A 25743-nucleotide genomic window follows, 5' to 3' on the forward strand; every position below is an offset into this window, starting at 1 on the left:
CTCTTCGGTTCGATGTAAGGAAACCCGTGGATGGCCGGGACATCCAGCGCGAAGACGCGCTTCGCGCTTTCGCCCGGCCATGACGCGTTCGTTGAACCAAGGTGACGCGGACGGCGGCATCACGCCGCCAGCGCGTTCTCCACGATCTTCACGAAATACGAGGTGCCGTAGACGATTGCCTCGTCGTTGAAATTGTAGGCGGGGTGATGCAGGCCGGCGCTGTCGCCGTTGCCGCAGAAGATGAAGGCGCCAGGCCGCGCTTCCAGCATGTAGGAAAAATCCTCGGCGCCCATCAACGGCGGCATCTCGTGCACATTGGCCGCGCCGGCGACCTCGCGCGCAACGCGGGTGGCAAACTCGGTCTGCGGCCCGTGATTGACGGTGACGGGATAGCCGTGCTCATAGTTGAGCTCGATCCTGGCGCCGGTCATCTTGGCGACGCCATCCACGACTTCGCGCACGCGCTTCTCGACGAGCTGGCGAACCTCATTGGTCAGCGTGCGCACGGTGCCGCGCAATTCTGCGGTCTGCGGGATCACATTGTGGGCGTTTCCGGCGTGGAATTCGCATATCGAGATGACAGCGGAATCCAGCGGATCGACGGTGCGCGAGACGATCTGCTGCAGCGCCGTGATCAGCTGCGCACCGACCAGCACGGTATCGATGCATTTGTGCGGCCGGGCGGCATGCCCGCCAAGGCCCTCGATCTTGATGTCGATCGCGTTGGTTGCGGCCATGATCGGGCCGGAGCGGATCGCGAACGAGCCGATCGGAATCCCCGGGCCATTGTGCATGCCGTAGACCTGCTCGACCCCGAAGCGATCCATCAGGCCGTCCTTGATCATCGCGGCGGCACCGGCGCCGCCCTCCTCGGCGGGCTGGAAGATCACGACCGCATCGCCGGCGAAATTGCGCGTCTCGGCGAGATAGCGCGCCGCGCCGAGCAGCATCGCGGTGTGGCCGTCATGGCCGCAGGCGTGCATCTTGCCCGGAGTCTTTGAGGCGTAAGGCAGGTTGGTCTGTTCATGGATCGGCAGCGCGTCCATATCGGCGCGCAAGCCGATCACCTTGACGTCGCCCTTGGCCGGCCCCTTCTTGCCCTTGATGACCCCGACCACGCCGGTCTTGCCGAGGCCGGTGGCGACCTCGTCGCAGCCGAACTCCCTGAGACGATCGGCCACGAATGATGCGGTGCGATGCACATCATAGAGCAGCTCGGGGTTTTCATGGATGTTGCGGCGCCAGGCCTGAATATCGGGTTGCAGATCGGCGACGCGGTTGACGATGGGCATGAGAATTCTGGCCTCGAAGGTTGCACGACTTGTGCCTGTTTAGCATGCAAGAGCCGGTCCACCCAACAGATGTGGCATTGCCTGCGGCTGGGGCCAGCATTCGCAAATGGGAGGCAGAATGCTTCTCGCGGCACTTTGCGCGGACGTCAGGCCTGATACGATCGCATCCGACCAAAGCCTAATAGTGCCGGAGATATCCCGCGCGGATACTACCTCAGGTTTCCGCACCGAGAATCCTCAGGCCTTCAAAAAAGGGGCGGCTGCATGACGCCGGATCAGGCGGTCTTGTTCTCCACCATCATCCTGCTGGTGCCGATGGGCTATTTCCTGCTGGCGGCGCCGGCGTTCCTGCTTGTGAAGCTCGACGTCCCGCCCGTCACCCGCCTGATGCGCGGCATGTTCAATGCCTACTTCCTCGTGCTCACGGTCTCGGGTGTGATCGGGACACTGGCTTTTGCCGCGGCCGGCCGGCCAGCCGTCGCGCTCGGCATCGCGTTGATCGCGGGATTTGCGGTGCTGGCGCGCCGCTGGTTTCTGCAGCGGCTCGACGCCGAGGCGAACGCGCGGGACTCAGGTGATCCCACCGCGGTGCGGCGGCTGCGCCGGCTGCATTGGGGCGGCATGCTGTGCAACGCGGTTCAGGTGTTCGCGCTGGTCGCCAGCATTCCCTACATGGCGCCGCTGCCCTGATCGCGGGTTTTCTCCCCTATTCACGTCTCCGGTGCGGGTCGTATTTCGAAAGGACGTCTTTGAGATAATCCCGGCTTTTCCATTCCGGTGCGGGCGGCTCGTAGCCTGGCCGGGGAACGAACAGATTCGCGGGCACATCAGCTGAAGCACCCATCAGGTCCGGAACGTAGCGCGGGCAATTTGGAAAGATTTCGCATGTGACGCGCACGACAACCTTCGCGCCATGATGCCCGGCAAGCGCTTCCGCGCTGTCATGGATCGTTGCTTTGCCCCGGATGCGCGTACGAAACGTCTTGCCGTCGAGGCGTACAAACAGCAACCCGATGTTCGGGTTGCGGTGGATATTGCCGAGCGTGCGGTACATGTTGTTGCCGTCGTACTCAGGGAACTCCAGCGTGTCGGGCCCAGTGATCTTCACGAAGCCGGGATCGCCGGAACGCATCGAACAATCGACGTTATCCTGATAGCTCGTCGCAATGAAAAAGAACCGCGCCTCTTCGATGAGCTTGCGGTCCTGTTCCCAGAACTCGAAGTGGAGGCGATGCTTCTCGAGGCCGTCGGCAACACGACGACCGTCGAAGCGGTCCTGCAACTCACGCATTCCGTCGTGGTAGAAAGGGGCGCGGACCGGGTCTGCCACGGGAATCCTCCAGCAAGTTGAGCAACGTTTGACGCGGCCGGAATATTTCCTGGCAATTCAGCCGGCCAATAAAGAAAGCCTATTCATTCGGCATCGGCGTGAAAAGCCATCCAGGTCCGAATCGGCTGAAAAGGCGTCGATGACGGCCGTGCCCTGGCCCGATGTGAGCATCTGGCTGCAGTTCACCTGCGCGGTGCAGCGCCGCGGCAACAGGAATTTCCAGCGCGCATCGGGCCGCCGCTGACGGCTATTGTCCCCGCGCCTGCTGGTCGAACGCGCTCAGCACGGCCAGCGTCATGGCCGTCACGCCGGTCTTGATCGTCGGCTCCGGCACCGGCGCGAACAAGGGCGAGTGGTTGGACGGCAATGGTGGGCCGTTGCCTTCGCGGGCCGCGGCGACGCGTTCCGGCTCGTAGATTCCGATGTTGAAAAACATCGAGGGCACCCCGGCATTGACGAATTCCGAATAGTCCTCGCTGGGCGTGCCCGGCGGTGAAGTTGCGAATTTGTCGCCAAACGCCGCCTTCAGCACCTTTTCGGCCATGCCGACCACGTTGGGATCATTCATTACGGCCTTGGTCCCTTCGCTGATCGTAATCTCGGGCTCCGGCGCATTCGACATGGTGGCGACCGCCTTTGCCGTCCGCTCGATGCCTGCAAGCATCTTGGCGCGCACCTCGGGCTTGAAGGTACGAATGGTGCCGAACAGCACCACATCGTCGGGGATGATGTTTGCCGCGGTGCCGCCGTGAATTGAGCCGATGCTGACCACGCCGAATTCGGTCGGGTCCTTTTCGCGGCTGATCACACTCTGAACATCGACGACGAAGCGCGCGGCCATCATCACGGGATCAATGGTCGCCTGCGGCACCGCGCCGTGCCCGCCGCGGCCACGGAATTTGACATAGAGGCCATCGGCAGCCGATGAGCCGATCCCGACGCGATAGCGCACGTTTCCATATGCGAACGGGTCGTGCAAGGCGAAGCCGAAATTGGGCTTTGGAAATCGCGTGAAGAGGCCATCCGCCAGCATGGCCTTGGCGCCCGCCACGATCTCTTCAGCCGGCTGGGCGATGAACATCAGCGTACCGCGCCACTGGTCCTTCAGGCCGATCAGCGCCTTGGCCGTCCCTACCCAGCTCGCCATGTGAATGTCGTGGCCGCAACTATGGGCCACGAAGGTTTCCCGTCCCTGCCAGATCGTCTTGTCGTGGCTGGCATAGGGAAGGCCGGTCTTTTCTTCCATCGGCAGCGCATCGAGCTCGGTGCGCACCATGATGACGGGGCCCTCGCCGTTCTTGTAGATCGCGACCAGCCCGGTCTTGCCGACGTGTTCGGTCACGTCGAAGCCCAGCGCCCGCATTTCGGCAGCCAGTTTGGCCGCGGTCTTCTCCTCCTGAAAAGCGATCTCCGGGTGGGCGTGAATGTCCTTGTAAAGCGCGTCGAGCTTCGGATAGTCGGTCTCGACCGACTTCTCGATCGCGCCCTTCAGCTTCACGACATCAAGTTCAGCATGCGCGCTGTGCGGCAGCGAAGCGCAGAGCGCCGCGGAGGCAAGCAGCGTTAGAACAATTTTGTTCATGGCAATCGCTCCAGCCGAAATCCGGATACGGCATCCCGAGGAACTTGCTGCATCGCCCGGCCGGGCTCGGCTGCACGATCTAAGCAGGCAAGGCGACCGGAAACAATGGCCTATCCGGAGCGCGTCGGTCAGTGGGCAACCGGGAGCATCTACGCACCGCTCGCGCTCGTCGGCGCGCTGCTCGCGATCGGTATGCTGACCCTCATCCTCTGTGTGCCGCGGCCCGGCCCCGAGGTCACACTCGCCGAACCCACCCGTCCCTGATCAATCCAGCGCATGCCCGGCGTCATTCGCCGGGCTTGTCTCGACCGGCTGCGTCTGACTAATAGGGACCAACAAGAGACGCTTGCCGGGAACGAGGACATGCCGCGAAGGCTCGAGGGTGATTACGACTACATTATCGTCGGCGCAGGCACGGCGGGCTGCATCATGGCCAACCGCCTGTCGGCCGATCCGAAGAAGCGCGTGCTGCTGCTGGAAGCCGGCGGCAAGGACAACTGGATCTGGTTTCACATCCCGGTCGGCTATCTCTTTGCGATCGGCAATCCGCGCTCGGACTGGATGTTCAAGACCGAGGCGGAGCCCGGCCTCAACGGCCGCGCGCTCGCCTATCCGCGCGGCAAGGTGATCGGCGGCTCGTCGGCGATCAACGCCATGATCTCGATGCGCGGCCAGGCCGCGGATTACGATCACTGGCGGCAGCTCGGCCTCACGGGGTGGAGCTACAGCGACGTGCTGCCGGCGTTCAAGCGGCTCGAGGATCATTTTCTCGGGGAAAGCGAGCATCACGGTGTCGGCGGCGGCTGGCGCATCGAGGCGCCGCGGCTGTCATGGCAGATCCTCGACGCCGTCGGCGATGCCGCGGAAGAGATGGGCATCAAGCGCATTCCCGATTTCAACACCGGCGACAATGAGGGCACCAGCTATTTCCACGTCAACCAGAAGCGCGGCCGGCGCTGGTCGTCGGCGCGCGGCTTCCTCAAGCCGGTGCTGAACCGCAGCAATCTGCGGCTCGAGACTGACGTGCTGGTCGACCGCCTGATCATCGAGAGCGGCCGCGCCGCCGGCGTGCTGTTCCGCCAGGGAAGTGAGCAAGGCAACGAGGTGGTGGAGGCCCGCACCAAGGGCGAAGTGATTCTCTGCGCCGGCTCGATCGGAACCACGCAGGTGCTGCAGCGCTCCGGCATCGGCCCGGCCGAATGGCTGTCGCCGCTCGGCGTCGACATCGTAGCCGATGTGCAGGGCATCGGCCATAATCTGCAGGACCATCTGCAGCAGCGCGCGATCTACAAGGTGTCGGGCGTGCGCACGCTGAACGAGACCTATTACAACCTGGTCCGCCGCGGCCTGATGGGCCTCGACTATGCGTTCCGCCGCCGCGGGCCGCTGACCATGGCGCCGTCGCAGCTCGGCATCTTCACCCGCTCGGACGCGACGCGCTCGCGCGCCAACATCCAGTTCCATGTGCAGCCGCTGTCGCTCGACAAGTTCGGCGATCCGCTGCACCGCTTCCCGGCGATCACGGTGAGCGCCTGCAATCTGCAGCCGACCTCGCGCGGCACCGTGCGGATCAAATCGACCGCGCCCGACGACAAGCCGTCGATCGCGCCGAACTATCTGTCGACCGAAGATGACCGCCAGGTCGCAGCCGATGCGATCCGCACCACGCGCAAATTGATGAAGCAGGCGGCGCTTGCGAAATATCAGCCCGAGGAATTCCTGCCCGGTCCGGCGGTCGGCGACGACGACGCCTCGCTGGCCAAGGCCGCCGGCGACATCGGCACCACGATCTTCCACCCCGTCGGCACCGCGAAGATGGGCATGGCCAGCGATCCGATGGCCGTGGTCGACGAGCGCCTGCGCTTCTACGGCCTCAACGGCCTGCGCATCGCGGATGCTTCCGTGATGCCGACCATCACCTCGGGCAATACCAACACGCCGACCGCGATGATCGCCGAGAAGGCCGCCACGATGATTTTGCAGGATGCGCGATAGAGCGACGATGACGCAGCCGCAGCGAATTCTCGTTGGCGATGCCGGCACCGCGATCGCGGTGGCGCGATGGGGCGAGCCCGCTTCCGGCAAGCCGCCCGCGCTGCTGCTGCACGGCACCGGCTTCGTCGCCGAGGTCTGGACCGAAGTGGCCGAGGCGTTCGCCGCCGACTATACGGTCTATGCGCTCGACCGTCGCGGCCACGGCCTGAGCCACAAGCCATCAGCCGATCGCTATCACTTCCAGGATTTCGCCGAAGATATCTGCATGGTGGCCGAACGCCTCGACCTGCATAACATCTACGGCATAGGCCACAGCGCCGGCGCGACCGACCTGCTGCTTGCCACGAAGTTGATGCCGGACCGCTTCGCACGCCTGTTCGTGACGGAGCCGACCGTGATGGACCCGCACGCGCCGCGGACCGCCGGCTTGAGCGAGATGTCGAGCGCGTCCGTGCAGGGCGCGCTGCGCCGCCGGGCCGAGTTCGACAGCGCGGATGCGCTGTTCCAGCGGCTGCGCACCGCGCCCGCGTTCGCGCCATGGACCGAGCGATCGCTTTGGGCCTATGTCCATCACGGGTTTGCTAAGCTCGACGACGGCCGCGTGCGGCTGCGCTGCACGCCGGAGATCGAGTCCGCGCTGCTGCTGCCGATCGTCCAGGCGATGGAACAGATTTACACCGGCGATGCCCGCGGCAATCCATTCCCGTGGCTCTCCGAGATCACCTGCCCGGTCTGCATCGCCACCACCGAGCAGTCAGGATCGGTCTACAAGCTGATGGCCGACCGAGCCGCGGCGCTGATCCCGCACGCGAGCCGCTGGACGTTCGACGGCGTCGGGCATTGCGTCGCGCAGGAGGCGCCGGAGCTGAAGGTTGCCGCGGTCAGGACGTTTGCAAGACGCGCGGAGTAGATCAAAAAGAAAAGCGCCGTCCCCTGGCGGGGACGGCGGAAGCCACGCACGCAGTACTGGAACGGTTATTAGTGCTTGCCGTGGTGCTCGGCGTGATGCCGGCTCGCCTCGGTGTGGTGATGCTGGGCATGGCTGGCGTGACCATGGGCGCTGTGGGCGTGATGCGCCGCCTTGTGATGGTCGCCGGCTTCGTGGTGCTTGGCGGCTTCGCGGTGATGACGCGCCGCGTGCTCGTGATGTTCAGCTGCCTTGTGGTGATGCTCAACGCCTGCGTGGTCGCTCATGGTGATCTCCCGGTGTGGCGAATGAAGTCCGGCATCATTACGCAGCAGCGCTGACATTATGCTGACGGCTGCAAAACAGCTTTGTTGCGGCCGTTCATCTATGTTGCGCAGCGTTTCCATGTTGCGGCACGCATCATCGCCGATCGCCGGTCATGCCGGCGGCGGAAAGCGGTCGAAGGTCGGCAGCTCATGCGCATCTTCCATCCAGCGCAGCCGCTCGGCGACCTGGATATGCACGACGGCCGGCACCCCGCCGGGGTCGTCATAGGTGCCGCTCTGAATGTCGATGAACCCGGGCAACATGTTGCCATTGGTGTAGAAAAGCCCGGTGCCGCAATCCGCGCAGAAGTGCCGCCGGCCGTGCTCCGAGGATTGGTAGATCCTGGGCTGCCCCTTGGTCAGCTTGACCATGTCCTCGGCGACCATCACCCAGCCGACCATCGGCGCGCCGGCATGACGCCGGCAATCGCTGCAATGACACAGCGCATGGACGATCGGTTCCCCGGTCACCTCATAACGAATCGCGCCGCAGTGACAGCCGCCGGTCACGTCGCCATGGTTTCCTCCGGCCGATCAGTGGTTTGATGGGTCGATAGCGCCGCAAGCCGTTGGGCGGCAATGACGCATCTTGCCCTTGCGTCCACCTGTCGCGCGGGCCCTCACGAAATCGTCATCGCGTCCCGACGCACCGCCGCAGCCCCGGGAATAAAGCCCCGGCACCCCTGATCACCTACCCGGAAACCCAATCCCTGGGGCCCACGGGAGACTTGCCATGAGCGGACACGATCACGACCACCACGATGAGGAAAAAGGCGTCAGCCGACGCAAGGTACTGGAATGCATGACCTGGGCCGGAACCGGCGTGCTGTGGACCGTCACCGGCGGCGTGCCGCATTCGCTCGGCATCATCGGCTCGGCCCAGGCTGCAGAGCCCACCGGCATGACCTTCATGCAGATCAGCGACAGCCATGTCGGCTTCGACAAGCCGGCCAACCCGAACGCTATCGGCACCTTGGAAGAGGCAATCAACAAGGTCCGCGCGATGCAGGTCAAGCCGTCCTTCATGATCCACACCGGCGACATCACGCATCTGTCGAAGGCGTCCGAATTCGATGACGCCGATCGCATCATCTCGCAGGCCAAGCTCGACGTGCACTACGTGCCGGGCGAGCACGACTTCATCGACGAGGAGGTCAAGCTCTACAAGGAACGTTACGGCCGCGGCACCAAGGGTCCGGGCTACTATTCGTTCGATGCCGGCGGCGTGCATTTCATCGGCCTCGTCAACGTCGTCGACCTCAAGGGCGGCGGCCTCGGCAATCTCGGCAACGAGCAGCTGGAATGGCTGGAGAACGACCTCAAGGGCCGTTCGAAGTCGACGCCGATCGTGCTGTTCGCCCACATCCCGCTGTGGACGGTCTATCCGCAATGGGGCTGGGGCACCGAGGACGGCGCCCGCGCGCTCGAATACGTCAAGGGCTTCGGCTCGGTCACCGTGCTCAACGGCCACATCCACCAGGTGATGCAGAAGGTCGAGGGCAACGTCACCTTCCACACCGCGCGTTCGACCGCCTTCCCGCAGCCGGCGCCCGGTTCCGCGCCCTCGCCCGGCCCGATGAAGGTCGAGGATGCCAAGCTGCGCAGCATGCTCGGCGTCGCCAGCATCAACTTCAAGCAGAACAGCCAGCCGCTGGCGATCATCGACACGCCGCTGCAGGGTTGAGGAAGAGACCGATGAGTTCGATCAATCGACGCGACTTCGGTATAGCCGTGGTCGCGACCATGCTGCTGCCGGTCACGGCGGCCCGCGCCGAAGACACCGCGGTCCATATCGACAACTTTTCGTTCACGCCGAACCCGCTCGACGTGAAGGTCGGCACCACCGTGACCTGGACCAATCGAGACGACATCCCGCACACCGTGGTGTGTGCGGGCAAATTCCGCTCCAAGACCATGGATACTGACGGCACCTTCTCGTTCACCTTCACGGAAGCCGGCGAGTACAAGTATTTCTGCTCGCTGCATCCGCACATGACAGGCAATATCAAGGTTGGGTAACGTGACCACCCGTACAATCACAGCCATACCTGGCCGGTGGCCCTCCGCCCCCGGCCGGGCACAAGCCGTCTCTCGACCAGCCGGACAGGACACGATGGTTGTCAAAGCGTCGCAAGACGATCCCGAGAAGGCGCGGCGCTTCCGCGAGGCCGCGCTGCCGTATCTCGACGACGCCTACACGCTGGCGCGCTACCTGCTGCGCGATGCCGCCGACGCCGAAGATGCGGTGCAGGAATGCTATCTGCGCGCCTACAAGCATTTCGACAGTTACCGGGGACCTGCCATGAAGCCGTGGCTGTTCGCGATCCTGCGCAATGTCTGCCGCGCCGAATATGCAAGGCGCAAGACCGCCCCCACCGCGGTCGAGGAGCTGCCCGAAGGCGGCGAGCAGACCCCGCTCTGGAACGAAGCCCCGGAGACACCGGAAAAGCAGCTGCTGCGCCGTTTCGACGGCGACACCGTGCGCAAGCTGGTCGCGGCGCTCGCCGAACCGTTCCGCGAGACTTTCGTGCTCAGGGAAATCCAGAATCTTTCATACCGCGAGATCGCCGATGTCGCCGCGGTGCCGGTCGGCACCGTGATGTCCCGCCTCGCGCGCGCCCGCGCCATGCTGCGATCGGCCTGGCTTGCGGAACAGGAGCAAGTGAAATGACCTGCGAGGAAGCCGAAGTGCTGGTCCACGCGCTGATCGACGGTGAACTCGACGCCGGCCATGCACGCGAAGTGGAAGCCCACATCGAGGGTTGCGCGCATTGCGCCGCCCTGATGAAGGAGTATCAGGAGATCCGCCAGGCGATCGCCGAGAGCGACGTGCGCTACAAGGCGCCGCTCGAGCTGCGCCGCAAGATCGAGAAGGCATTGCCGCAGGTGCAGGTGCAGGCGGCGCCGAGCCGGCGCTCGGTGCTGCGTGGTTTCGCTCTCGGCTCCGCGGTATCGGCGATGGCCGCGACCGGCCTTGTCGCGGTCGTGCTGCGCAATGACGACGAGCAGCGCATCGAGAGCGAGGTGGTGTCGGCGCATCTGCGTTCGCTGCAGGCCGGCCACCTCACCGACGTGATCTCGACCGATCAGCACACGGTCAAGCCCTGGTTCAACGGCAAGCTCGACGTCTCGCCACCGGTGATCGACCTCACCGCGCAGGGCTTCACCCTGATCGGCGGCCGGCTCGACTACGTCAACACCCGCGAGATCGGCGCCGTGGTCTACAAGCGGCGCCAGCACGTCATCAACCTGTTCGTGGCGCAGACGGCGAACACCGAACGGCACCCGGCGAAGATCTCGACCTTGCAGGGCTTCAACATCCGCCGCTGGAGCGACCGCGGCCTGAATTACTGGGCCGTCAGCGATCTCGGCGCCGACGAGCTGACCGAATTCGGCGACAAGTTCGAGAGCGCGATGCGCGCCAACAAGGAGGGGTGAGATACGTAGGGCGGGTTAGCGCAGCGTAACCCGCCGTCAGTCCCTCGTCGGTTGCAACCGTCGGCGGATTGCGCCTTCGGCTAATCCGCCTTACCCAGCTCGCAATGTCGGATGAGTCAGCTTCAGGCTTACGCCGACTTGCGCACCGCGTTGTCGACCAGCGTCTTGCCGAGCGACCAGATCGCGCCGGGCACCTTGTGGCTGCCGGCGATCACCTCGTCGAACGACTTCTCGATCCAGGCGCAGTCCTGTTCGGTGATGACGAGCGGCGGCAGCAGCTTGATGGTGTGGAGGCCGTGGCCGGCGACCTGGGTCAGGATCTTGTGATCCTTGAACAGCGGCACCGTGATGAGCTGGCAGAACAGACCCTTGTTGGCGGTCTCCAGCAGATTCCACGATGCCTTCAGGCGCAGCGATTTCGGCGGCCCGAACTCGACGCCGATCATCAGGCCCTTGCCGCGGACTTCCTTCATCAATTCGTAGCCCGGCACCATGCGGGTCAGCGCAAGGCGGAGCTCGGCGCCGCGCTTGGCGGCGTTCTCGACGAGCTTCTCGGCCTTGATGACGTCGAGCGTGGCGATGCCGGCGGCCATCGCCAGATCGTTCTTCGCAAAGGTCGAGCCATGCACGACCGCGCGGTCCATCTGGTTGAAGATCTTGTCGAAGATGTTCTTGCGCGTCAGCAGCGCGCCGATCGGCACGTGACCACCGGAGAGCGCCTTCGCCAGCAGCACCATGTCGGGCTCGATGCCCCAGTGCTCGACTGCGAGGAACTTTCCGGTGCGGCCGATGCCGGTCTGGATCTCGTCGGCGATGAACAGCGTGCCGTATTTGCGGCACAGCGCCAGCGCGCCGGGCAGGAACTCGTCGGTGGGCATGTTGACGCCCTTGCCCTGGATCGGCTCGACGATGAACGCGCCAACCTGGCGCGACGACAGCGCCTTCTCCAGCGCCTCGAGATCGTTGTAGGGTATCGGGGTGCAGCCCGGCAGCAGCGGCTCGAAGCCGCTGCGGAAATTCGAATCATCGGTCAGCGACAGCGCGCCGTAGGACAGGCCATGGAACGAATGCCCGCAATAGACGATGCCGGGACGGCCGGTGGCGCCGCGCGCGAACTTGATCGCGGCTTCGACGGTTTCGGCGCCGGAATTGGCGAAAAACACCTTGTCCAGATATGGAACATATTCCAGAAGCCGTTCCGCGAGGACGCCGGCGAGCGTGGAGACGTCGAGCTGCACCAGATTCGGCAGATCGGCGTCGAGCACGCTCTTCAGCGCCTTGCGCAGGTCCGGATGATTACGGCCGATCGCAAAAACGCCAAATCCGCTCAATAGATCGAGGTAACGAGCCCCCTGACGATCGAAGAGGTATTGGCCTTGCCCCTTCTGGAAGCCGACGTCGTAGCCGATGGTCTTGAGGACGCGAACGAGCTGCTCGTTGAGGTGACGCGTGTGCATGGCACCGCGCTGCCCCTCCCGCTCCACAAAAATCTCGGAAACGTCTAAATTGGAACTTACCATTCGTTACATACGTCGGTTGATGGCCATCTCGTCAACTTAAAACGCTCGCTCGCGGCGTTTTGACCCCCGCTCGGATCGTCCAGTTAAGCACAGGTTTGGACCATGTTGCACTGCCCAAGAACTTTCGCGCGTACAATAGCCTTTTCAGGTTTATTTTTGGCCACCGTATTATCACCGGCACTTGCTGCGGACCCCACCGGCGACTGGAAGGTCGCAGACGGTGTCGCAACCATCCGCGTCGCCCAGTGTAATGGCAGCATGTGGGGTGCGGTGTCCTGGGAAAAAACCCCCGGCGGCAAGGATAAGAACAATCCTGATCCCGCGAAGCAGAGCCGGCCGACGCTCGGCATGCCGATCCTGATCGACATGAAGAAGAAGGCCGGCGTCGATGCGTGGGAAGGTCAGGTCTACAACGCCAAGGATGGCCAGCTCTACAGCTCGACCATCAAGCCCGTCGGCACCGATCAGCTCGAGATCCAGGGCTGCGTGCTCGGCTTCCTGTGCGGCGGCGAGACCTGGACCCGCGTCAGTCCGCCGATCCCGGTCAGCGTCGCCGGCAACCCTGCTGCGAAGGGCGCCCTGCCCAAATCGGCAGCGCCTCAAGCGCCAAAAACCACCGGCGTCGTGGCGCCTGCCACCAAGCCGGCTCAAAAGCAGGCGGTCAACCCGCCAGCCAACGCCAATGCGTCGGCCGATCTCGTGGGCGATATCTGCCTGCTCCCGGACATCGCAAAGCCGACGCGTTAGCGGCAGCGAGCCGGCCACACCGTCAAGCGGTGTGGTCGCGCGCGAGAGCACTCCAATGCTCGAGCGCGCCAGGATTGACTGGCGCGCTTAGCGCCGAAATCACGGGCTCGGCGGCGCTGCCGCCGGAGCCTGATCGAAAGCAGACCGCCAGGGCGTCAGGCGCCGAAGACGTCAGGTGACGTCGTTGGCGATATCTTCCTCCTTGCCGACCTCGCGCGGCTTGCCCATCAGCGCCGGCTGGAACAGCAACACCGCGGCGAGCGTGGTGACCAGCGACAGCGCCAGCAGCTTGCCCATGCTCGCAGTGCCGGGATGGCTGGACAGCCACAGGCTGCCGAACGCGGTCGCCGTGGTCAGCGCGCTGAAAAAGATCGCACGCGTCAGGCTCGACTGCAGCAGATTCGTTCTGCCCTGGCGCCACGCCGTGACATAGTAAATCTTGAACGCCACGCCGACGCCGAGCAGCAGCGGCAGCGCGACGATGTTGGCGAAGTTGAGCGGCAGCCCGATCAGCACGCAGATCTCCAGCGTGACGATGCCGGCGACCAGGAGCGGCACCAGCGTCAGCAGCACGTCGACGACACGGCGCAATGCCAGCCACAGCAGCACACTGATCGCCACAAGCGCCAGAATGCCGGCGTGAATGAAGGCGTCCACGACGACATCGCCAGATTTCAGAATTGAAATCGGTCCACCGATCGCGGTCGGCTCGGCAACGAGCACAGCGTCGGCAAAGCGGCGCAGATTGTCGTTGTCGTTCGGATCGCCCTTCGGCTCCGCCTCGACGCGCATCAGGCCATCCTTGGTCTTCCAGCTCGCGACCAGTTCCGGCGGCAGGCTCTGCAGCGTGACGGTCTGGGCCTGCAGCGTGTTCTTGAGCTGGTCGAACACGATCTTCATCGGCGCGACGAACACCTCCTGCGCCTTGTCGCGGGTCGCCTGGTTCGAATCGGCAAGCTTCTGCAGCGCGTCGGCCAGCCGGCGCGCCGCAACCGCACCCGGCCCCTTGTTGTCGCCGGCGGTCCTGCGCAGGCTGTCGACCGAGCTCTTCAGCGACTCAATGTTCTCCTGGTCGGACGGCGCAGGATCGACCGAATCCGGATTGAGCGCCGGATTGAGCGTCTTGGCCGCCTGCGCGATCAGCTTCAGCTTGGCCGGCTGGTCGTCCGGCACGAAGCTGTCGAGCGACATCACGCGCGACACTTCCGGCAGCTTCTCGAGCTTGGCCTCGATCTTCTTGGCGTCGGCTTCCGAGCGCGTCATCACATTGATGGCGTTGGCGCCGGTGTTCGGGTCCTTGCGCAGGTCGAGGAACGTCGCGATCGATTCCACCTTCGCACTGCGCAGGTTGATCGGATTGAAGTCGAACTTCATCCAGTGGAGCAGCGGCAGACCAGCGACGGAGATCAAGATCGTGCCGACGATGATCGGGATGCGGTGCTTTTCAAGGAAATGGTCGAGGGGCGCCAGGAAGGCATAGCCGACCGGCTCCTTCTCGCCCGGCGGGTTGAGCAGATCGAGCAGCGCCGGCAGCACCGTGATGCTGGTGAGGAATGCGATCAGCATACCGGCGCCGGCGATCTTGCCGAGCTCGGAGATGCCCCTGTAGTCGGTCGGCAGGAAGCACAGGAAGCCGGCGGCGGTCGCCATCGCCGCAAGCGACAGCGGCACCGCCGAGCGGCGCGCCGCGTTCTCAAGTGCCAGCGTGAGATTATCGTTCTTGAAGCGCTCGGAGCGGTAGCGGACGCTGAACTGGATGCCGAAGTCGACGCCGAGACCGATGAACAGGACCGCGAAGGCAATCGAGAGCAGGTTCAGCGATCCGACCATCATCAGACCGACCGCCGTGGTGAGCGCAAGGCCGATGAACAGGTTCACGAACACGGCGAAGATGATCTTGCCGGAATGCAGCGCCAGCCAGAGGATGACCAGCACGATCACCACGGTGCCGATGCCGTTGGTGATCGCGCCGTCCTGCACGGTGGCGTATTCCTCGTTGGCGATCGGCACGGGTCCGGTCAGGCGGACGCGCGCGTGATACTCGGTCGGGAATTTCAGATCGGCGGCCGCCTGCCGGATCGCGTCGGTTGCGGCCTTGCCCGGCTCCAGCGCCGAATAGTCGATGATCGGCTTGACCTCGATGAAGGCGCGCTTGTCCGAATCAGTCAGCGGCGTGTCGCTGGTGAGCTCGCGCCAGGAGAAGGTCGCGTTGCCCTTGGCGAGGATGGTCTCGACGGTCTGGGAGATCAGGTTGAAGGGCGGAGCGGCATTGTCGAGCTTGACCTGCCCGCGCTTGACGCCGGCAAGGCCGGTCTCGAGCGCGCCGGTCAGCCCGCGAATCGAAGGATCGCCCGCCATGATCTCGATCAGCGGCGCGGCCGATCCGAGCTGGCCCGTGACCTTGCCGACCTCTTCGGTGGGCAGGAACAGCAAGCCGTTCTTCTCGAAGAACTCGCCGGAGCCGAGCGCGGTGATCGCCTCGAAGTTCTTCTTGTCGGCCTGCAGCTTCGCGGTGAGCGCCTTCGCGGCCGAGCTGGTCAGCTCCGGCGTCGCGGCCTCGACCACGGCCAGGATCAGCCGCTCGCGATCAAACGCCTCCTCGAACTGGTTGTCGCGCTTGCGCCAATCCAGATCGGGCGAGATCAGCTTGTTGATGTCGGTGTTGATCGAGAAGTTGCGGGCCGTATAGAAGCCGGCGCCGATCGACAGCAGCACAGCGAAAATCACAACCGGAAGGGCAAAACGCGTACAGGTTCGAACAACGGAGACGACAATATTTGTCAGCACTTCGTTTCTTTCTAATCTCGGGGAAGCATGGCCGAAAACGCCCGCTCTGTAGCGGAGTTCCCGGGACCGATCTAATGTTGTTTTGGTTACCTTCCTCGACGCGATGGCGAGGAGGTTCCAAACGACAGGAAACGGCCACGAGTGGCCGGTATAAACCGCATCAGAGGGCGATAAAGTGACGAACAAGTGAGGGGGACTGAGGGTCGCAGGGCCCGAAATCCACACCATATTACCTCATACACCCCTCCTGGTTGACCGCCCACCCGCGCGAGGCGCTACCTTTTTGCCACAAAAGCCTGTATTTCCATGCGTTTGGGGCACGGATCCCGTGCAGGACCTGTGATGGTGCGGACATTGCAACTGACGTTGCGGCGTCCGACGTGTGGAGTGCGTTGCCGAAACGGCCGCAGGGCATTGAATGAGATTGGTGCAATTTGCGTAGCGAAAGTCCGATGGAAGTTTTTCTTGCTCAGCCGCGCGGCTTTTGTGCGGGCGTTGTACGCGCGATCGAGATCGTCGAACGCGCGTTGCAGAAGTATGGCCCGCCGGTCTATGTCCGCCACGAGATCGTTCACAACAAATACGTGGTCGAAAGCCTGAAGAAGAAGGGCGCGATCTTCGTCGAGGACCTGTCGGAAGTGCCGGCCAAGGCGGTGACCGTCTTCAGCGCCCATGGCGTGGCGAGGAGCGTCGAGCAGGAGGCTGCCGAGCGCGACTTGCCCGTGCTCAATGCCACCTGCCCGCTTGTCACCAAGGTCCACAACCAGGGCAAACGCTATATCGCGAAGGGCCGCGCCCTGATCCTGATCGGGCATGCCGGCCACCCCGAGGTCGAGGGCACCATGGGGCAGGTTCCGGGGCCGGTCCTGCTGGTCCAGAGCGTTCAGGATGTGGCGGAACTGAGGCTGCCGACCGACGCCCCGGTTGCCTACATCACCCAGACCACGTTGTCCGTGGACGACACCAGGGACATAATCGCGGCTCTTCAGGCAAAATTTACAGATATTCAAGGCCCGGACATCAGGGATATCTGCTATGCGACACAGAACCGCCAATCTGCGGTAAGGGACCTAAGCAAGCTGGTGGACGTCATTTTGGTGGTGGGGGCCGCCAATAGTTCCAACTCGAACAGACTTCGCGAAATCGGCACCGAGGTCGGCGTCGCGAGTTATCTGATTGCCGATGGGAGCGAGCTCAACCCGGATTGGCTGAAGGATGCGAAGGCCGTCGGCATCACCGCGGGCGCTTCAGCGCCCGAGGTTTTGGTCGACGATGTGATCGAGGCCCTGCGGCGCATCGGACCGGTGTCGGTCTCGGTCGTTCCGGGCCGCGAAGAGAATATCGAATTCCGGCTGCCGGCCGAACTGACTGCGGGCTGATCTGAACCCACTTCCCTTTGATAAGTGCAGAAAGAAAATCGTCTAATGGCTATACCGTTCTTCAAGGAAATGCGTATCGGCGGTTATCTGATCAAGCAGAAGCTGCTTGGCCGCAAACGCTATCCGCTCGTGCTGATGCTGGAACCGTTGTTCCGTTGCAACCTCGCCTGCGTCGGCTGTGGCAAGATCGACTATCCGGATGCGATCCTCAATCGCCGCATGACTGCGCAGGAATGCTGGGACGCAGCCGATGAATGCGGCGCGCCGATGGTGGCAATTCCCGGCGGCGAGCCGCTGATCCACAAGGAGATCGGCGAGATCGTGCGCGGCCTCGTCGCGCGCAAGAAGTTCGTCTCGCTGTGCACCAACGCGCTGCTGCTCGAGAAGAAGCTCGATCTGTTCGAGCCGTCGCCCTACCTGTTCTTCTCGGTGCATCTCGACGGCCTGAAGGATCATCACGACAAGGCAGTGTCGCAGAAGGGCGTGTTCGATCGCGCCGTCTCCGCGATCAAGGCGGCGAAGGCCCGCGGCTTCACGGTCAACGTCAACGCCACCATCTTCGACGGCCATCCGGCCGAGGAGATCGCAAAGTTCCTCGACTTCACCACCGAGCTCGGCGTCGGCGTCTCGATGTCGCCGGGTTACGCCTATGAGCGTGCGCCCGACCAGGAGCACTTCCTCAACCGCACCAAGACCAAGAAGCTGTTCCGCGACGTCTTTGCGCTCGGCAAGGGCAAGAAGTGGAACTTCATGCATTCCGGCCTGTTCCTCGACTTCCTCGCCGGCAACCAGGAATACGAGTGCACGCCCTGGGGCATGCCGGCACGCAACATCTTCGGCTGGCAGAAGCCCTGCTATCTGCTCGGTGAAGGCTACGCCAAGACCTTCAAGGAGCTGATGGACACCACCGATTGGGAGACCTACGGCACCGGCAAGTATGAGAAGTGCGCCGACTGCATGGCGCATTGCGGCTACGAGCCGACCGCAGCGACCGCTGCGATCAACAATCCGCTGAAGGCGATGTGGGTGGCATTGCGCGGCATCAGGACGACCGGCCCGATGGCGCCGGAGATCGACATGTCGAAGCAGCGTCCAGCGCAGTACATCTTCGCCGAGCAGGTCCAGAAGAAGCTCTCGGAGATCCGCCGCGACGAGGCGGACGCTGCCGCCGCCAAGAAGCAGCAGAAGGCTTCCACTGCGGCCTAAGGCTTTGTGTGAGCAGAATGATGAAAGGCCTCGGTTCAGCGAACCGGGGCCTTTTTTCGATCAGGGGACCGCCTGCTCTTCCCGGCTACTCCGTCGAAGCACCTTCTCGATCTCTGCCGCGCGCGGTGCGCTGAGTGTGCCGCGCTCGATCCCGAGCGGGACATTGCGCAGGGCGAGCTCGCGATACAACGCGCCCGAGGGAGGAAAACGCTCGTCCAGGGCCTTGAGGTGCTTGAGGATCGTTCCAACGTCGCCGCGCGCCACGCAGCCGCCCATGCCGTTGGCGAGGCCACCGTCGAGAACGGCCGCGACCGTCCCGCGCAGCAGCGGCATCATCGCACGCAGTGCGTCGGCCTCGCTGGCGTCAAAACTCTTCCAGAGCTCGACGCCCTCCTTGAGCAGCGCGATCAGGAACGGACCGACATAATAGGCCGAGGCATGATAGAGCGCCCGCGCGCCGGCCGGCAGCGCCAGCGGTTCGCAGCCGATGCTGACAGCGAGTTGTTCGAGGTCGCGCCTGAAATCGGGCTCTGCCTCAATGCCGACGGTGCATCCGCGCAACCCCTCGAGCGCGACGTCGGGATTGGCAAACATCTGCATCGGATGAAATCCGCCGGTTGCTGCGCCCGCGGCTTTCGCATGATCGAGTGCCGAAAGCTCGGTCGCGCCGCTGCAATGGACCACGCGGTGACGCGGCTCCCAGCGCAAATCGCGGCAGACCGGCAGGATCGCGTCGTCGCTCACCGTCAGGAAAACCATATCGCAGCTGTCCACGACCTGTTGCGCGTGCGTCATCGGCCGTGCCGACGGCACGCGGGATCCGAGCTGCTGCGCGGCATCACCGCCGCGGTTGTAGAAGGCCGCAACGTTCAGATCCGCGCGGGCGAACGCCGGCGCGAGCGTTTGCGCGACGCGGCCGGCACCGATGAAGCCGATCCGCAGCGCCGTTAGCGACGTGCTCATTGCGCATAGCTCCCGTCGATGCGGTCGAGCCTGCGCCGCAGCGCCGGCCATTCCAGCAGGCCGTAACCGGCTTGCAGATTTTGCGCTGTTTCATTCAGCACCGGATTGGTGTCGCGCTCATTGTCGAGCGTGATCTCGGTGCCGGCAAAGCAGGTCACCGTGTTATCGATCGCAAGTTCGGTGGGCGTGTGCAGCGGCCGGCCGCAACCGAGCGCATCGACCTGGATCCGGCAGGCCTGCTCCAGCCAGTAGATCGCGTTGAACGCCTGCTGAATCGTGTTGCCGCAGACCAAGAGGCCATGATTGCGCAACACCAGCACGTTGTTGCGGCCGAGATCGGCGACGACCCGATCGCATTCGTCACGATCGATCGCCGGCCCCTCAAAATCGTGATAGCCGATCCGCCCGTGAAACCGCATCGCCGTCTGCGACAGTGGAAGCAGCCCCTCGGCCAGCGTGCTGACCGCCGTGCCCGCCCTGGTGTGGGTATGCAGAACGCACTTCACGTCGGGCCGCGCGCGATGGATCGGAGCATGCAGATAGAAACCGGCGACGTTGACATTGTAGCCGTGATCGGGCTGCAACAGGGTGCGGCCCTCGATGTCGATCTTGACGAGGCTCGACGCCGTGATCTCCTCATACAGCATGCCATACGGATTGATCAGGTACTGATCGTCATGCCCCGGGATTTGCGCGCTGATGTGGTTGTAGATCAGGTCGGTCATTCCATAGAGCGCGACCACGGTAGCACGCGGCGAGATCGACCCGGGTCGCCCATTCCTCTTCGCCCACAACGGCCCTGATGTCGTTGACGGCACAAACTTCGCTCTGACGCATGTGACTGGGCTTCCCTAGTGATGGATGACGGAGGCGCGCGCGACGATACGGCTGAGGGCTTCCGACGATGGCAGCGCGCCGAACACGTGCGCGCCGTCTGCGCCAAGCCTGGATTGCACGAACAGATCGGCGGCAGCGGCGTCGCCATGCTGCAACATTTCGGCAGCCTGCAACGCATGCGCCATGCGGGTGACCAGTGCCCGCGCATGCCCGTCGTCAGGATATCGCGCGCGCAGTCGATCGGCGAGATCGTCCGTGCTCTTGTCATAGATCGGGTTGAGGCCCCTGCTCGCGCGCAGTTCGTCGACGAATGCGTCGCGGCAGTTTGCATCGCGTTGCATGGCCCGCAGCACGTCCATGCACATCATGTTCGAGGTGCCTTCCCAGATCGAGTTCAGCGGCGCCTCGCGATAGAGCCGCGCCATCGGGTTCTCCATGATAAAGCCGTTGCCGCCATGCACCTGCAGGCACTCGTAGGTGAAAGAAGGGGCGCGCTGGCAATTCCAGAACTTCACCACCGGAGTGGCAACCCGCGCCAGCAGCCGTTCGTGGTCGCTTGTTTGCAGGCCGTCGGTCGCACGCGCGACCCGGAATGCGCCGAGCATCGCCGCCTCGCTCTCGAGCGCGAGGTCGGCGAGCACGTTGCGCTGCATCGGAAGCTCGGCCATCGGCTTGCCGAACGCCGTTCGCGTTTGCGCGTGGTTCAAGGCCAGGCTCAACGCCTGCCGCATCAGGCCGGCGGAGCCGACCGCGAAATCCAGCCTGGTCAGATGCGCATGCGAAAGAATTTCCCGGATGCCGCGTCCTTCTTCACCGACCAGGATCGACCAGGTGTCGTGATATTCGATCTCGCTCGAGGCGTTGGAACGGTTGCCGCATTTGTCCTTCAGGCGCTGGATGTGGAGGCGGTTGGCGCTCCCATCCGGCAGCAGGCGCGGTACGAACAGGCAGCTGACACCGGATTGGGTTTGCGCCAGCGTGTAGAACCCATCGGCGACCGGCACCGAGAAGAACCATTTGTGGCCGGTGATCGCATAGATCTCGCCATGCGCGCCGCGCTCGACGAGGCGCGCGGTGGTCTGGGTTTCGCGCAGATCGGAGCCGCCCTGCTTCTCGGTCATCGCATAGCCGATGACAGCCGCTCGCTTGTCCTCGATCGGGAGCCGCCGCGGATCGTAGTCGGCGGCCAGCGTGCGTTCCCGCCACAGGCTGAATTGCGGCTTGCCGGTAAACCCCGCGATCGCGGCGTAAGCCATTCCCGTGGGGCAACCGACGCCGTTCTCGATCTGATTCCAGAGATAGCTCAGCGCCGCGCGCGCAAGATGTCCGTGCGGTTCACTGGTCGACCAGGCCAGGCTGTGGACCTCGCTCTGGAACGCCAGCGCCATCAACTGATGCCACGCCGGATGAAATTCGACCCAGTCGTTCCGGTTGCCATACCGGTCATGGGTCAAGAGTTTTGGTTCGTGCTCGTTGGCAAGCCTCGCCGCCTCCTGCACGGCTTCGCAGCCGGCATGGGCTCCGAGCGCAGAGAGCTTATCCTTTGCCCACGGCGTGAACGTTGCGATGAGGCCGCTCAACGCGCGATCATCGTCGAACGCGTTGAAGCCTGTCGCCGGCCGCGCCTGATTGCGGACTTCGTGGGTCGCAAACGAACTGGCTTTCGTTGCCGCGACGGCAACCGGCTGGACACGCGCATTCATGCGGAGACTCGCGATACAGGGGTCAATTCAGGCGTGGCGTGGCGAAACAGCATGCGCGCGGAAAGCCCGGCGATCGATTGCGCGATCGCCTTGGCCGCGTCGGAATCCGCGGCCGCTTCGGGCGCCAGAGGACCAACCAGCGCCTCCATGAAAGCGCCGGTTACGCAGGAAGCTGCGACGTTGGCGTCGATCTCGACGAACTCACCGCTGGCGATGCCGCGCCGGACCAGCCGTGCGATCTGGTCGGCCAGCGCCGCGCGGTATTTCAGGCGCGCCGCGTCGATCTCGGGTTCGCAGGGTTCGGCGATCAGCGCGTAGGCCAGACGGCGGCCGCGCATCGCCCGGACCGAGAAGGTGTAGATCGCGTCCACCAGACACTGCGACGCAGATCCTTCGGCCTCGACGATCGCGGCGACCACGGCCACTTCGCGCTCGGAAACGAGCCCAAGCACCTGCGCGTAGAGGTCCGCCTTCGAGTCGAAGTAGCGGTACACGCTGCCCGTGGCCACGCCGGCCCGTGAGGCGATCAGGGCGATCTGGGCATCCTTCCAGCCACTCAGCGCCACCGCCTCCCTGGCAGCGTCCAGGATGCGCGCCTTGGTTTCGACGAGCTGATTGAGGCGAACCGCAGCGATTGCCATAGTGAACCTTAATTCATGAATACAGGATCATAATTCATATTCGGTTGAATGGCCCTGACTGTCAAGCGTCCACGAGGGCGCCCTGCGCCCGCAGCAGGGCCTCGGCCGCCCGGACGCTGCACATGCCGCGTCGTCGGAGGCCAGCGCCGCACGCGACCGGCAGGAACTCGGACGCGCGGGGGGCACCACCCACAGCTCACAACTATGTGGCTGGCAAATCCCGGCGCTGACTGCACGGGACCGGCCCGGCACCAAGCCGGTCATCAGGCGCACCCAAAACAAAAGGCCCGATCGCGATGCGACTGGGCCTCTTTGTTGTCAGCATTGGTCCAGTGCGGCCCGCCGTGTCTGGCGAGGCCTTGCCGGGGCTTGTCAGGCCTCCACCGGCACCAGCACGTCGCTGCCGAGCAGGAAGCCGCGGCAGCTGCGCAGCGAGCGCAGCGCGCGGTTGAAGTCGATACCGGTCGACACCAGCGCCCGCAGCGTCCGCGGATTGCGCGCAATGCCCCTCAGCACCTTGCGCAGGTCGATGTCGCCGTTCGGCTTCACCGCGGATTTCGCAAGCTCTGGCAGCGCCCGGTGCGCGGGATCGCTGATCACGCGCAGCGCGGCGAACGGAATGCCTGCCTTTGCGGCATAGGCTGCCGCGATATGGCTCTCCATATCGACCGCAGCCGCACCCGTAATCGAGCGCAGGGCGGCCTTGCAGGCCTTCGCCGCAATCACCTCTTCCACACCAGCGAGGCCGCCACGGACGATCCTGCGGCGCTTCAGCGCGGCGCTGGCGATCATCTCCTCGTTCAGCGCGGATGCCGCCAGGAAACGGGTATCGCCGGCCATCACCTCGGTCGCGACCACCACATCGCCGGATTTGAGCGACGGATCGAGCCCGCCGGCCACGCCGAACGAGATCACGCCGCGGAACGTCATGGGATCCAGCGTCGCCAGCAATGCACGCAGCTGCTGCGGATCGCTCGAACTGCAGATCACGATCATGCCGGGCCCCGCCGCGATGCGGGCCTCCTGCACCAATCCAGTCACGATCAATACCGGCCGAGGATCAATTCTATTGCCCACGGTCTCGGCGGCCCCCGCCTCAACAATCACATCCCGACCCCTACCACCCTGCTATTGGTGCTTCTCAAATTCCGATACCGCGCCAGCGCCCAGAGCGGAAAGAACTTCGAGTAGCCATGATATCGCAAGTAAAATACCCGCGGAAACCCCGTAGCGGTGTATCGCTGCTCGTCCCACAGCCCTTTTTCCGTCTGTGTTGCCTTTAGGTACTCCACCCCCCGCGCAATTGCGGGATTTTCGACCTCTCCGGCTGCCATCAATCCAAGCAAAGCCCATGCCGTTTGCGAGGAAGTCGATGGCGCAGCTTCATAACCCTTGTAATCCAGCCGGTAACTGACGGCGTCCTCGCCCCAGCCGCCGTCCTGATTCTGGACCGACGCCAGCCAGTCGACCGCGTTGCGAATCATCGGGTCGTTGCGATCGATCCCTGCGACATTTAGCGCTGAGAGCACCGACCAGGTGCCGTAGACGTAATTCAGGCCCCAGCGGCCGTACCAGGAGCCCTCAGGCAGCTGGGTGCGGCGCAGATAGGCGATGCCGTCGGCCATCGCCTTGCTGTTCTTGGCGGTCTCGCCGAGCTGGCCCAGCATCGAGATGCAGCGCGCGGTGACATCTTCGGTCGGCGGATCGAGCAACGCGCCGTGATCGGAGAACGGGATGTTGTTGAGGTAATATTCGAGGTTGTTGGCATCGAACGCGGCCCAGCCGCCGTCGCGGCTCTGCAGCCCTTCGATCCACTCGCGGCCGCGCGCGATCGCCTCGTCATATTCCCTGGTCCCGCTCTGCCGTCGCACGCGATCCATCGCCATCACGACCACGGCGGTATCGTCGAGATCGGGATAGTGGTCGTTGTTGTACTGGAACGCCCAGCCGCCGGGACGGACGTCCGGCGCCTTGACCGCCCAATCGCCCTTCAGCTCCAGCACCTGGCGCGGCTTCAGCCAGTCGAGGCCCTGCTTGGCCTTGGCAAGGGTGTCGTCGCCGCCGGCCTCCTGCAGCGCGTGGCAGGCCAGCGCGGTGTCCCACACCGGCGAGACGCAGGGCTGGCAATAGGCCTCGCCGTCGCCGATCACGAGCAGCTTGTCGATGCCACGGCGGGTGATGGCGCGCGGCGGGAAATTCTCGTCCATGCCGAGCGCCTCATACATCATGACGATGTTGGCCATCGGCGGATAGATCGCGCCCATGCCGTCTTCGCCGTTCAACCGCTCTTCGGTGAAGGCGAGCGCGGCGTCGATGGCGCGCCGGCGCAGGCGCTTCGGAAACATCGGCTCGATCGCGCGCAGCACGGCGTCGAGCGAGCGGAACAGATAGAACCAGCCCGCGCTCTGATGCGGCGCCTTCGGCGCCATCCGGACCGACTTCGGATCTTCCAGGAACAGTTCGTCGATGCCGACGCCCTTCGGATTCTTCGCACGCGGCTTCAACGCAGCGAGCACCATCAGCGGCACCATGGTGGTGCGCGCCCAGTAGGAGATCTTGTTGATGTGGAACGGCGACCACATCGGCAGCAGCATGATCTCGATCGGCAGCACCGGCGTTGCGCGCCAGGTCACGACGCCATAGAGCGCGAGCAGGAAGCGCGTGAACACGTTGCTGCCCGACGCCCCGCCGCGCGAACGGATCGCCTCGCGCGCACGCACCATATGCGGCGCGTCGACGGAATCGCCGATCATCTTCAGCGCGAAGTACGATTTCACGCTGGCGCTCATGTCGAACGGGCCGTCATGCACCAGCGGCCAGCCGCCATGCGCACCCTGGGTGCGGCGCAGATAGTTGGCGATCTTGGCCTCGAGCCCGGCGTCGACCGGCTCGGCAAGGTAGTGACGCAGCAGAACGTACTCGGCCGGAATGGTGCTGTCGGCCTCGAGCTCGAACACCCAGTGTCCGTCGGACTGGCGATAGCCGAGCAGCGCTTCGGTTGCCTTGGAGATACTCTTCTCCAGCGCGACCGGATCGACTGCGACGCTGTGATCTCTCGAAAGCATTTCGCTCGATATCCTCTTCATCGCG

The 25743-nt window shown here is 64.1% G+C and carries 25 protein-coding genes; 13 read left to right on the forward strand and 12 right to left on the reverse strand.

Annotated features, from left to right (window positions below; translation table 11 throughout):
* Positions 1 to 119: 119 nt before the first annotated feature.
* Complete coding sequence (locus K359_RS0127035) at positions 120 to 1292, reverse strand: M20 aminoacylase family protein (protein ID WP_029082117.1); 1173 nt, start codon at positions 1290 to 1292, stop codon at positions 120 to 122.
* Between the two features lie 264 nt (positions 1293 to 1556).
* On the opposite strand from K359_RS0127035, the gene K359_RS0127040 reads away from it, so the two are divergent.
* Positions 1557 to 1982, forward strand: coding sequence for a hypothetical protein (locus K359_RS0127040; RefSeq protein ID WP_029082118.1), 426 nt, complete (start codon positions 1557 to 1559; stop codon positions 1980 to 1982).
* Between the two features lie 16 nt (positions 1983 to 1998).
* On the opposite strand, the gene K359_RS0127045 is transcribed toward K359_RS0127040, so the two are convergent.
* Positions 1999 to 2622, reverse strand: coding sequence for a pyridoxamine 5'-phosphate oxidase family protein (locus K359_RS0127045; RefSeq protein WP_156928685.1), 624 nt, complete (start codon positions 2620 to 2622; stop codon positions 1999 to 2001).
* A gap of 28 nt (positions 2623 to 2650) precedes the next feature.
* Here K359_RS0127045 and K359_RS61565 point away from each other — a divergent pair, with 28 nt between their 5' ends.
* A complete protein-coding gene (locus tag K359_RS61565) occupies positions 2651 to 2866 on the forward strand; it encodes a hypothetical protein (protein ID WP_156928686.1) in 216 nt (71 codons plus the stop codon).
* Between the two features lie 3 nt (positions 2867 to 2869).
* Here K359_RS61565 and K359_RS0127055 read toward each other — a convergent pair whose 3' ends face one another.
* Positions 2870 to 4204 (reverse strand): amidohydrolase, encoded by a 1335-nt coding sequence (locus K359_RS0127055; protein ID WP_029082120.1) that lies wholly within the window; start codon positions 4202 to 4204, stop codon positions 2870 to 2872.
* 105 nt (positions 4205 to 4309) lie between these two features.
* Here K359_RS0127055 and K359_RS61570 point away from each other — a divergent pair, with 105 nt between their 5' ends.
* The 4 genes from K359_RS61570 to K359_RS61575 all read left to right on the forward strand — a co-directional run bounded on the left by K359_RS61570 (position 4310) and on the right by K359_RS61575 (position 7447).
* Entirely contained in the window at positions 4310 to 4468 is a 159-nt protein-coding gene (locus tag K359_RS61570) for a hypothetical protein (protein WP_156928687.1), read from the forward strand.
* A gap of 99 nt (positions 4469 to 4567) precedes the next feature.
* On the forward strand, positions 4568 to 6199 hold the full coding sequence (locus K359_RS0127065) for a GMC family oxidoreductase (protein ID WP_029082121.1): 1632 nt from the start codon (positions 4568 to 4570) through the stop codon (positions 6197 to 6199).
* 7 nt (positions 6200 to 6206) lie between these two features.
* A complete protein-coding gene (locus K359_RS0127070) occupies positions 6207 to 7109 on the forward strand; it encodes an alpha/beta fold hydrolase (protein WP_029082122.1) in 903 nt (300 codons plus the stop codon).
* A gap of 71 nt (positions 7110 to 7180) precedes the next feature.
* A complete protein-coding gene (locus tag K359_RS61575; protein ID WP_029082123.1) occupies positions 7181 to 7447 on the forward strand; it encodes a hypothetical protein in 267 nt (88 codons plus the stop codon).
* Between the two features lie 96 nt (positions 7448 to 7543).
* On the opposite strand, the gene K359_RS0127080 is transcribed toward K359_RS61575, so the two are convergent.
* Entirely contained in the window at positions 7544 to 7903 is a 360-nt protein-coding gene (locus K359_RS0127080) for a GFA family protein (RefSeq protein ID WP_245284726.1), read from the reverse strand.
* Between the two features lie 262 nt (positions 7904 to 8165).
* Here K359_RS0127080 and K359_RS0127085 point away from each other — a divergent pair, with 262 nt between their 5' ends.
* The 4 genes from K359_RS0127085 to K359_RS0127100 all read left to right on the forward strand — a co-directional run bounded on the left by K359_RS0127085 (position 8166) and on the right by K359_RS0127100 (position 10870).
* Positions 8166 to 9116: a metallophosphoesterase gene (locus K359_RS0127085; RefSeq protein WP_029082125.1), complete on the forward strand. Its 951-nt coding sequence runs from the start codon at positions 8166 to 8168 to the stop codon at positions 9114 to 9116.
* A gap of 11 nt (positions 9117 to 9127) precedes the next feature.
* Complete coding sequence (locus K359_RS0127090) at positions 9128 to 9451, forward strand: cupredoxin family copper-binding protein (RefSeq protein ID WP_029082126.1); 324 nt, start codon at positions 9128 to 9130, stop codon at positions 9449 to 9451.
* A 94-nt stretch (positions 9452 to 9545) separates the two neighbouring features.
* Positions 9546 to 10103, forward strand: a complete 558-nt coding sequence (locus tag K359_RS0127095) for a sigma-70 family RNA polymerase sigma factor (RefSeq protein ID WP_029082127.1) — start codon at positions 9546 to 9548, stop codon at positions 10101 to 10103.
* The gene (locus K359_RS0127100) at positions 10100 to 10870 is read left to right on the forward strand and encodes an anti-sigma factor (protein WP_029082128.1); all 771 of its coding nucleotides are present in this window, start codon (positions 10100 to 10102) and stop codon (positions 10868 to 10870) included. Before K359_RS0127095 ends, K359_RS0127100 begins: the two co-directional genes overlap by 4 nt.
* Positions 10871 to 10998: 128 nt before the next feature.
* Here the strand turns inward: K359_RS0127100 and hpnO are convergent, their stop codons facing one another.
* Positions 10999 to 12390 carry an aminobacteriohopanetriol synthase HpnO gene (gene hpnO, locus K359_RS0127105; protein WP_029082129.1) on the reverse strand — a complete coding sequence of 464 codons (1392 nt, stop codon included), beginning with the start codon at positions 12388 to 12390 and terminating at the stop codon, positions 10999 to 11001.
* Between the two features lie 102 nt (positions 12391 to 12492).
* On the opposite strand from hpnO, the gene K359_RS0127110 reads away from it, so the two are divergent.
* A complete protein-coding gene (locus K359_RS0127110) occupies positions 12493 to 13137 on the forward strand; it encodes a DUF2147 domain-containing protein (RefSeq protein ID WP_051346438.1) in 645 nt (214 codons plus the stop codon).
* A 171-nt stretch (positions 13138 to 13308) separates the two neighbouring features.
* On the opposite strand, the gene K359_RS0127115 is transcribed toward K359_RS0127110, so the two are convergent.
* Positions 13309 to 15924 carry an MMPL family transporter gene (locus tag K359_RS0127115; RefSeq protein WP_029082131.1) on the reverse strand — a complete coding sequence of 872 codons (2616 nt, stop codon included), beginning with the start codon at positions 15922 to 15924 and terminating at the stop codon, positions 13309 to 13311.
* Positions 15925 to 16376: 452 nt separating this feature from the next.
* Here K359_RS0127115 and ispH point away from each other — a divergent pair, with 452 nt between their 5' ends.
* Together ispH and hpnH are read left to right on the forward strand one after the other, a co-directional pair.
* Entirely contained in the window at positions 16377 to 17303 is a 927-nt protein-coding gene (ispH, locus tag K359_RS0127120) for a 4-hydroxy-3-methylbut-2-enyl diphosphate reductase (protein ID WP_029082132.1), read from the forward strand.
* Between the two features lie 45 nt (positions 17304 to 17348).
* Positions 17349 to 18509: an adenosyl-hopene transferase HpnH gene (gene hpnH, locus K359_RS0127125; RefSeq protein WP_029082133.1), complete on the forward strand. Its 1161-nt coding sequence runs from the start codon at positions 17349 to 17351 to the stop codon at positions 18507 to 18509.
* 60 nt (positions 18510 to 18569) lie between these two features.
* Here the strand turns inward: hpnH and K359_RS0127130 are convergent, their stop codons facing one another.
* The 6 genes from K359_RS0127130 to shc all read right to left on the reverse strand — a co-directional run bounded on the left by K359_RS0127130 (position 18570) and on the right by shc (position 25718).
* A complete protein-coding gene (locus K359_RS0127130; RefSeq protein ID WP_029082134.1) occupies positions 18570 to 19472 on the reverse strand; it encodes a Rossmann-like and DUF2520 domain-containing protein in 903 nt (300 codons plus the stop codon).
* Positions 19469 to 20197, reverse strand: coding sequence for a class II aldolase/adducin family protein (locus tag K359_RS53140; protein ID WP_245284727.1), 729 nt, complete (start codon positions 20195 to 20197; stop codon positions 19469 to 19471). The genes K359_RS0127130 and K359_RS53140 overlap by 4 nt, the downstream gene beginning before the upstream one ends.
* Positions 20198 to 20323: 126 nt before the next feature.
* Positions 20324 to 22012, reverse strand: coding sequence for an acyl-CoA dehydrogenase family protein (locus tag K359_RS0127140; protein ID WP_029082135.1), 1689 nt, complete (start codon positions 22010 to 22012; stop codon positions 20324 to 20326).
* Positions 22009 to 22653 carry a TetR/AcrR family transcriptional regulator gene (locus tag K359_RS0127145; protein WP_029082136.1) on the reverse strand — a complete coding sequence of 215 codons (645 nt, stop codon included), beginning with the start codon at positions 22651 to 22653 and terminating at the stop codon, positions 22009 to 22011. Before K359_RS0127145 ends, K359_RS0127140 begins: the two co-directional genes overlap by 4 nt.
* 372 nt (positions 22654 to 23025) lie before the next feature.
* Entirely contained in the window at positions 23026 to 23730 is a 705-nt protein-coding gene (locus K359_RS0127150) for a phosphorylase (protein WP_029082137.1), read from the reverse strand.
* A 26-nt stretch (positions 23731 to 23756) separates the two neighbouring features.
* Positions 23757 to 25718, reverse strand: coding sequence for a squalene--hopene cyclase (gene shc, locus K359_RS0127155; RefSeq protein ID WP_029082138.1), 1962 nt, complete (start codon positions 25716 to 25718; stop codon positions 23757 to 23759).
* Between the last annotated feature and the right edge of the window lie 25 nt (positions 25719 to 25743).

It is taken from the genome of Bradyrhizobium sp. th-b2 (assembly GCF_000426785.1).
Lineage (GTDB): Bacteria > Pseudomonadota > Alphaproteobacteria > Rhizobiales > Xanthobacteraceae > Bradyrhizobium > Bradyrhizobium septentrionale.

Bases quoted from the DNA above. Each gene is read 5' to 3' on its own strand.
- K359_RS0127035 (WP_029082117.1), bottom strand. From the start codon at position 1,292: ATGCCCATCGTCAACCGCGTCGCCGATCTGCAACCCGATATTCAGGCC.
- K359_RS0127040 (WP_029082118.1), top strand. From the start codon at position 1,557: ATGACGCCGGATCAGGCGGTCTTGTTCTCCACCATCATCCTGCTGGTG.
- K359_RS0127055 (WP_029082120.1), bottom strand. From the start codon at position 4,204: ATGAACAAAATTGTTCTAACGCTGCTTGCCTCCGCGGCGCTCTGCGCT.
- K359_RS61570 (WP_156928687.1), top strand. From the start codon at position 4,310: ATGGCCTATCCGGAGCGCGTCGGTCAGTGGGCAACCGGGAGCATCTAC.
- K359_RS0127065 (WP_029082121.1), top strand. From the start codon at position 4,568: ATGCCGCGAAGGCTCGAGGGTGATTACGACTACATTATCGTCGGCGCA.
- K359_RS0127070 (WP_029082122.1), top strand. From the start codon at position 6,207: ATGACGCAGCCGCAGCGAATTCTCGTTGGCGATGCCGGCACCGCGATC.
- K359_RS0127085 (WP_029082125.1), top strand. From the start codon at position 8,166: ATGAGCGGACACGATCACGACCACCACGATGAGGAAAAAGGCGTCAGC.
- K359_RS0127090 (WP_029082126.1), top strand. From the start codon at position 9,128: ATGAGTTCGATCAATCGACGCGACTTCGGTATAGCCGTGGTCGCGACC.
- K359_RS0127095 (WP_029082127.1), top strand. From the start codon at position 9,546: ATGGTTGTCAAAGCGTCGCAAGACGATCCCGAGAAGGCGCGGCGCTTC.
- K359_RS0127100 (WP_029082128.1), top strand. From the start codon at position 10,100: ATGACCTGCGAGGAAGCCGAAGTGCTGGTCCACGCGCTGATCGACGGT.
- hpnO (WP_029082129.1), bottom strand. From the start codon at position 12,390: ATGGTAAGTTCCAATTTAGACGTTTCCGAGATTTTTGTGGAGCGGGAG.
- K359_RS0127110 (WP_051346438.1), top strand. From the start codon at position 12,493: ATGTTGCACTGCCCAAGAACTTTCGCGCGTACAATAGCCTTTTCAGGT.
- ispH (WP_029082132.1), top strand. From the start codon at position 16,377: ATGGAAGTTTTTCTTGCTCAGCCGCGCGGCTTTTGTGCGGGCGTTGTA.
- hpnH (WP_029082133.1), top strand. From the start codon at position 17,349: ATGGCTATACCGTTCTTCAAGGAAATGCGTATCGGCGGTTATCTGATC.
- K359_RS0127130 (WP_029082134.1), bottom strand. From the start codon at position 19,472: ATGAGCACGTCGCTAACGGCGCTGCGGATCGGCTTCATCGGTGCCGGC.
- K359_RS53140 (WP_245284727.1), bottom strand. From the start codon at position 20,197: ATGACCGACCTGATCTACAACCACATCAGCGCGCAAATCCCGGGGCAT.
- K359_RS0127140 (WP_029082135.1), bottom strand. From the start codon at position 22,012: ATGAATGCGCGTGTCCAGCCGGTTGCCGTCGCGGCAACGAAAGCCAGT.
- K359_RS0127145 (WP_029082136.1), bottom strand. From the start codon at position 22,653: ATGGCAATCGCTGCGGTTCGCCTCAATCAGCTCGTCGAAACCAAGGCG.
- shc (WP_029082138.1), bottom strand. From the start codon at position 25,718: ATGCTTTCGAGAGATCACAGCGTCGCAGTCGATCCGGTCGCGCTGGAG.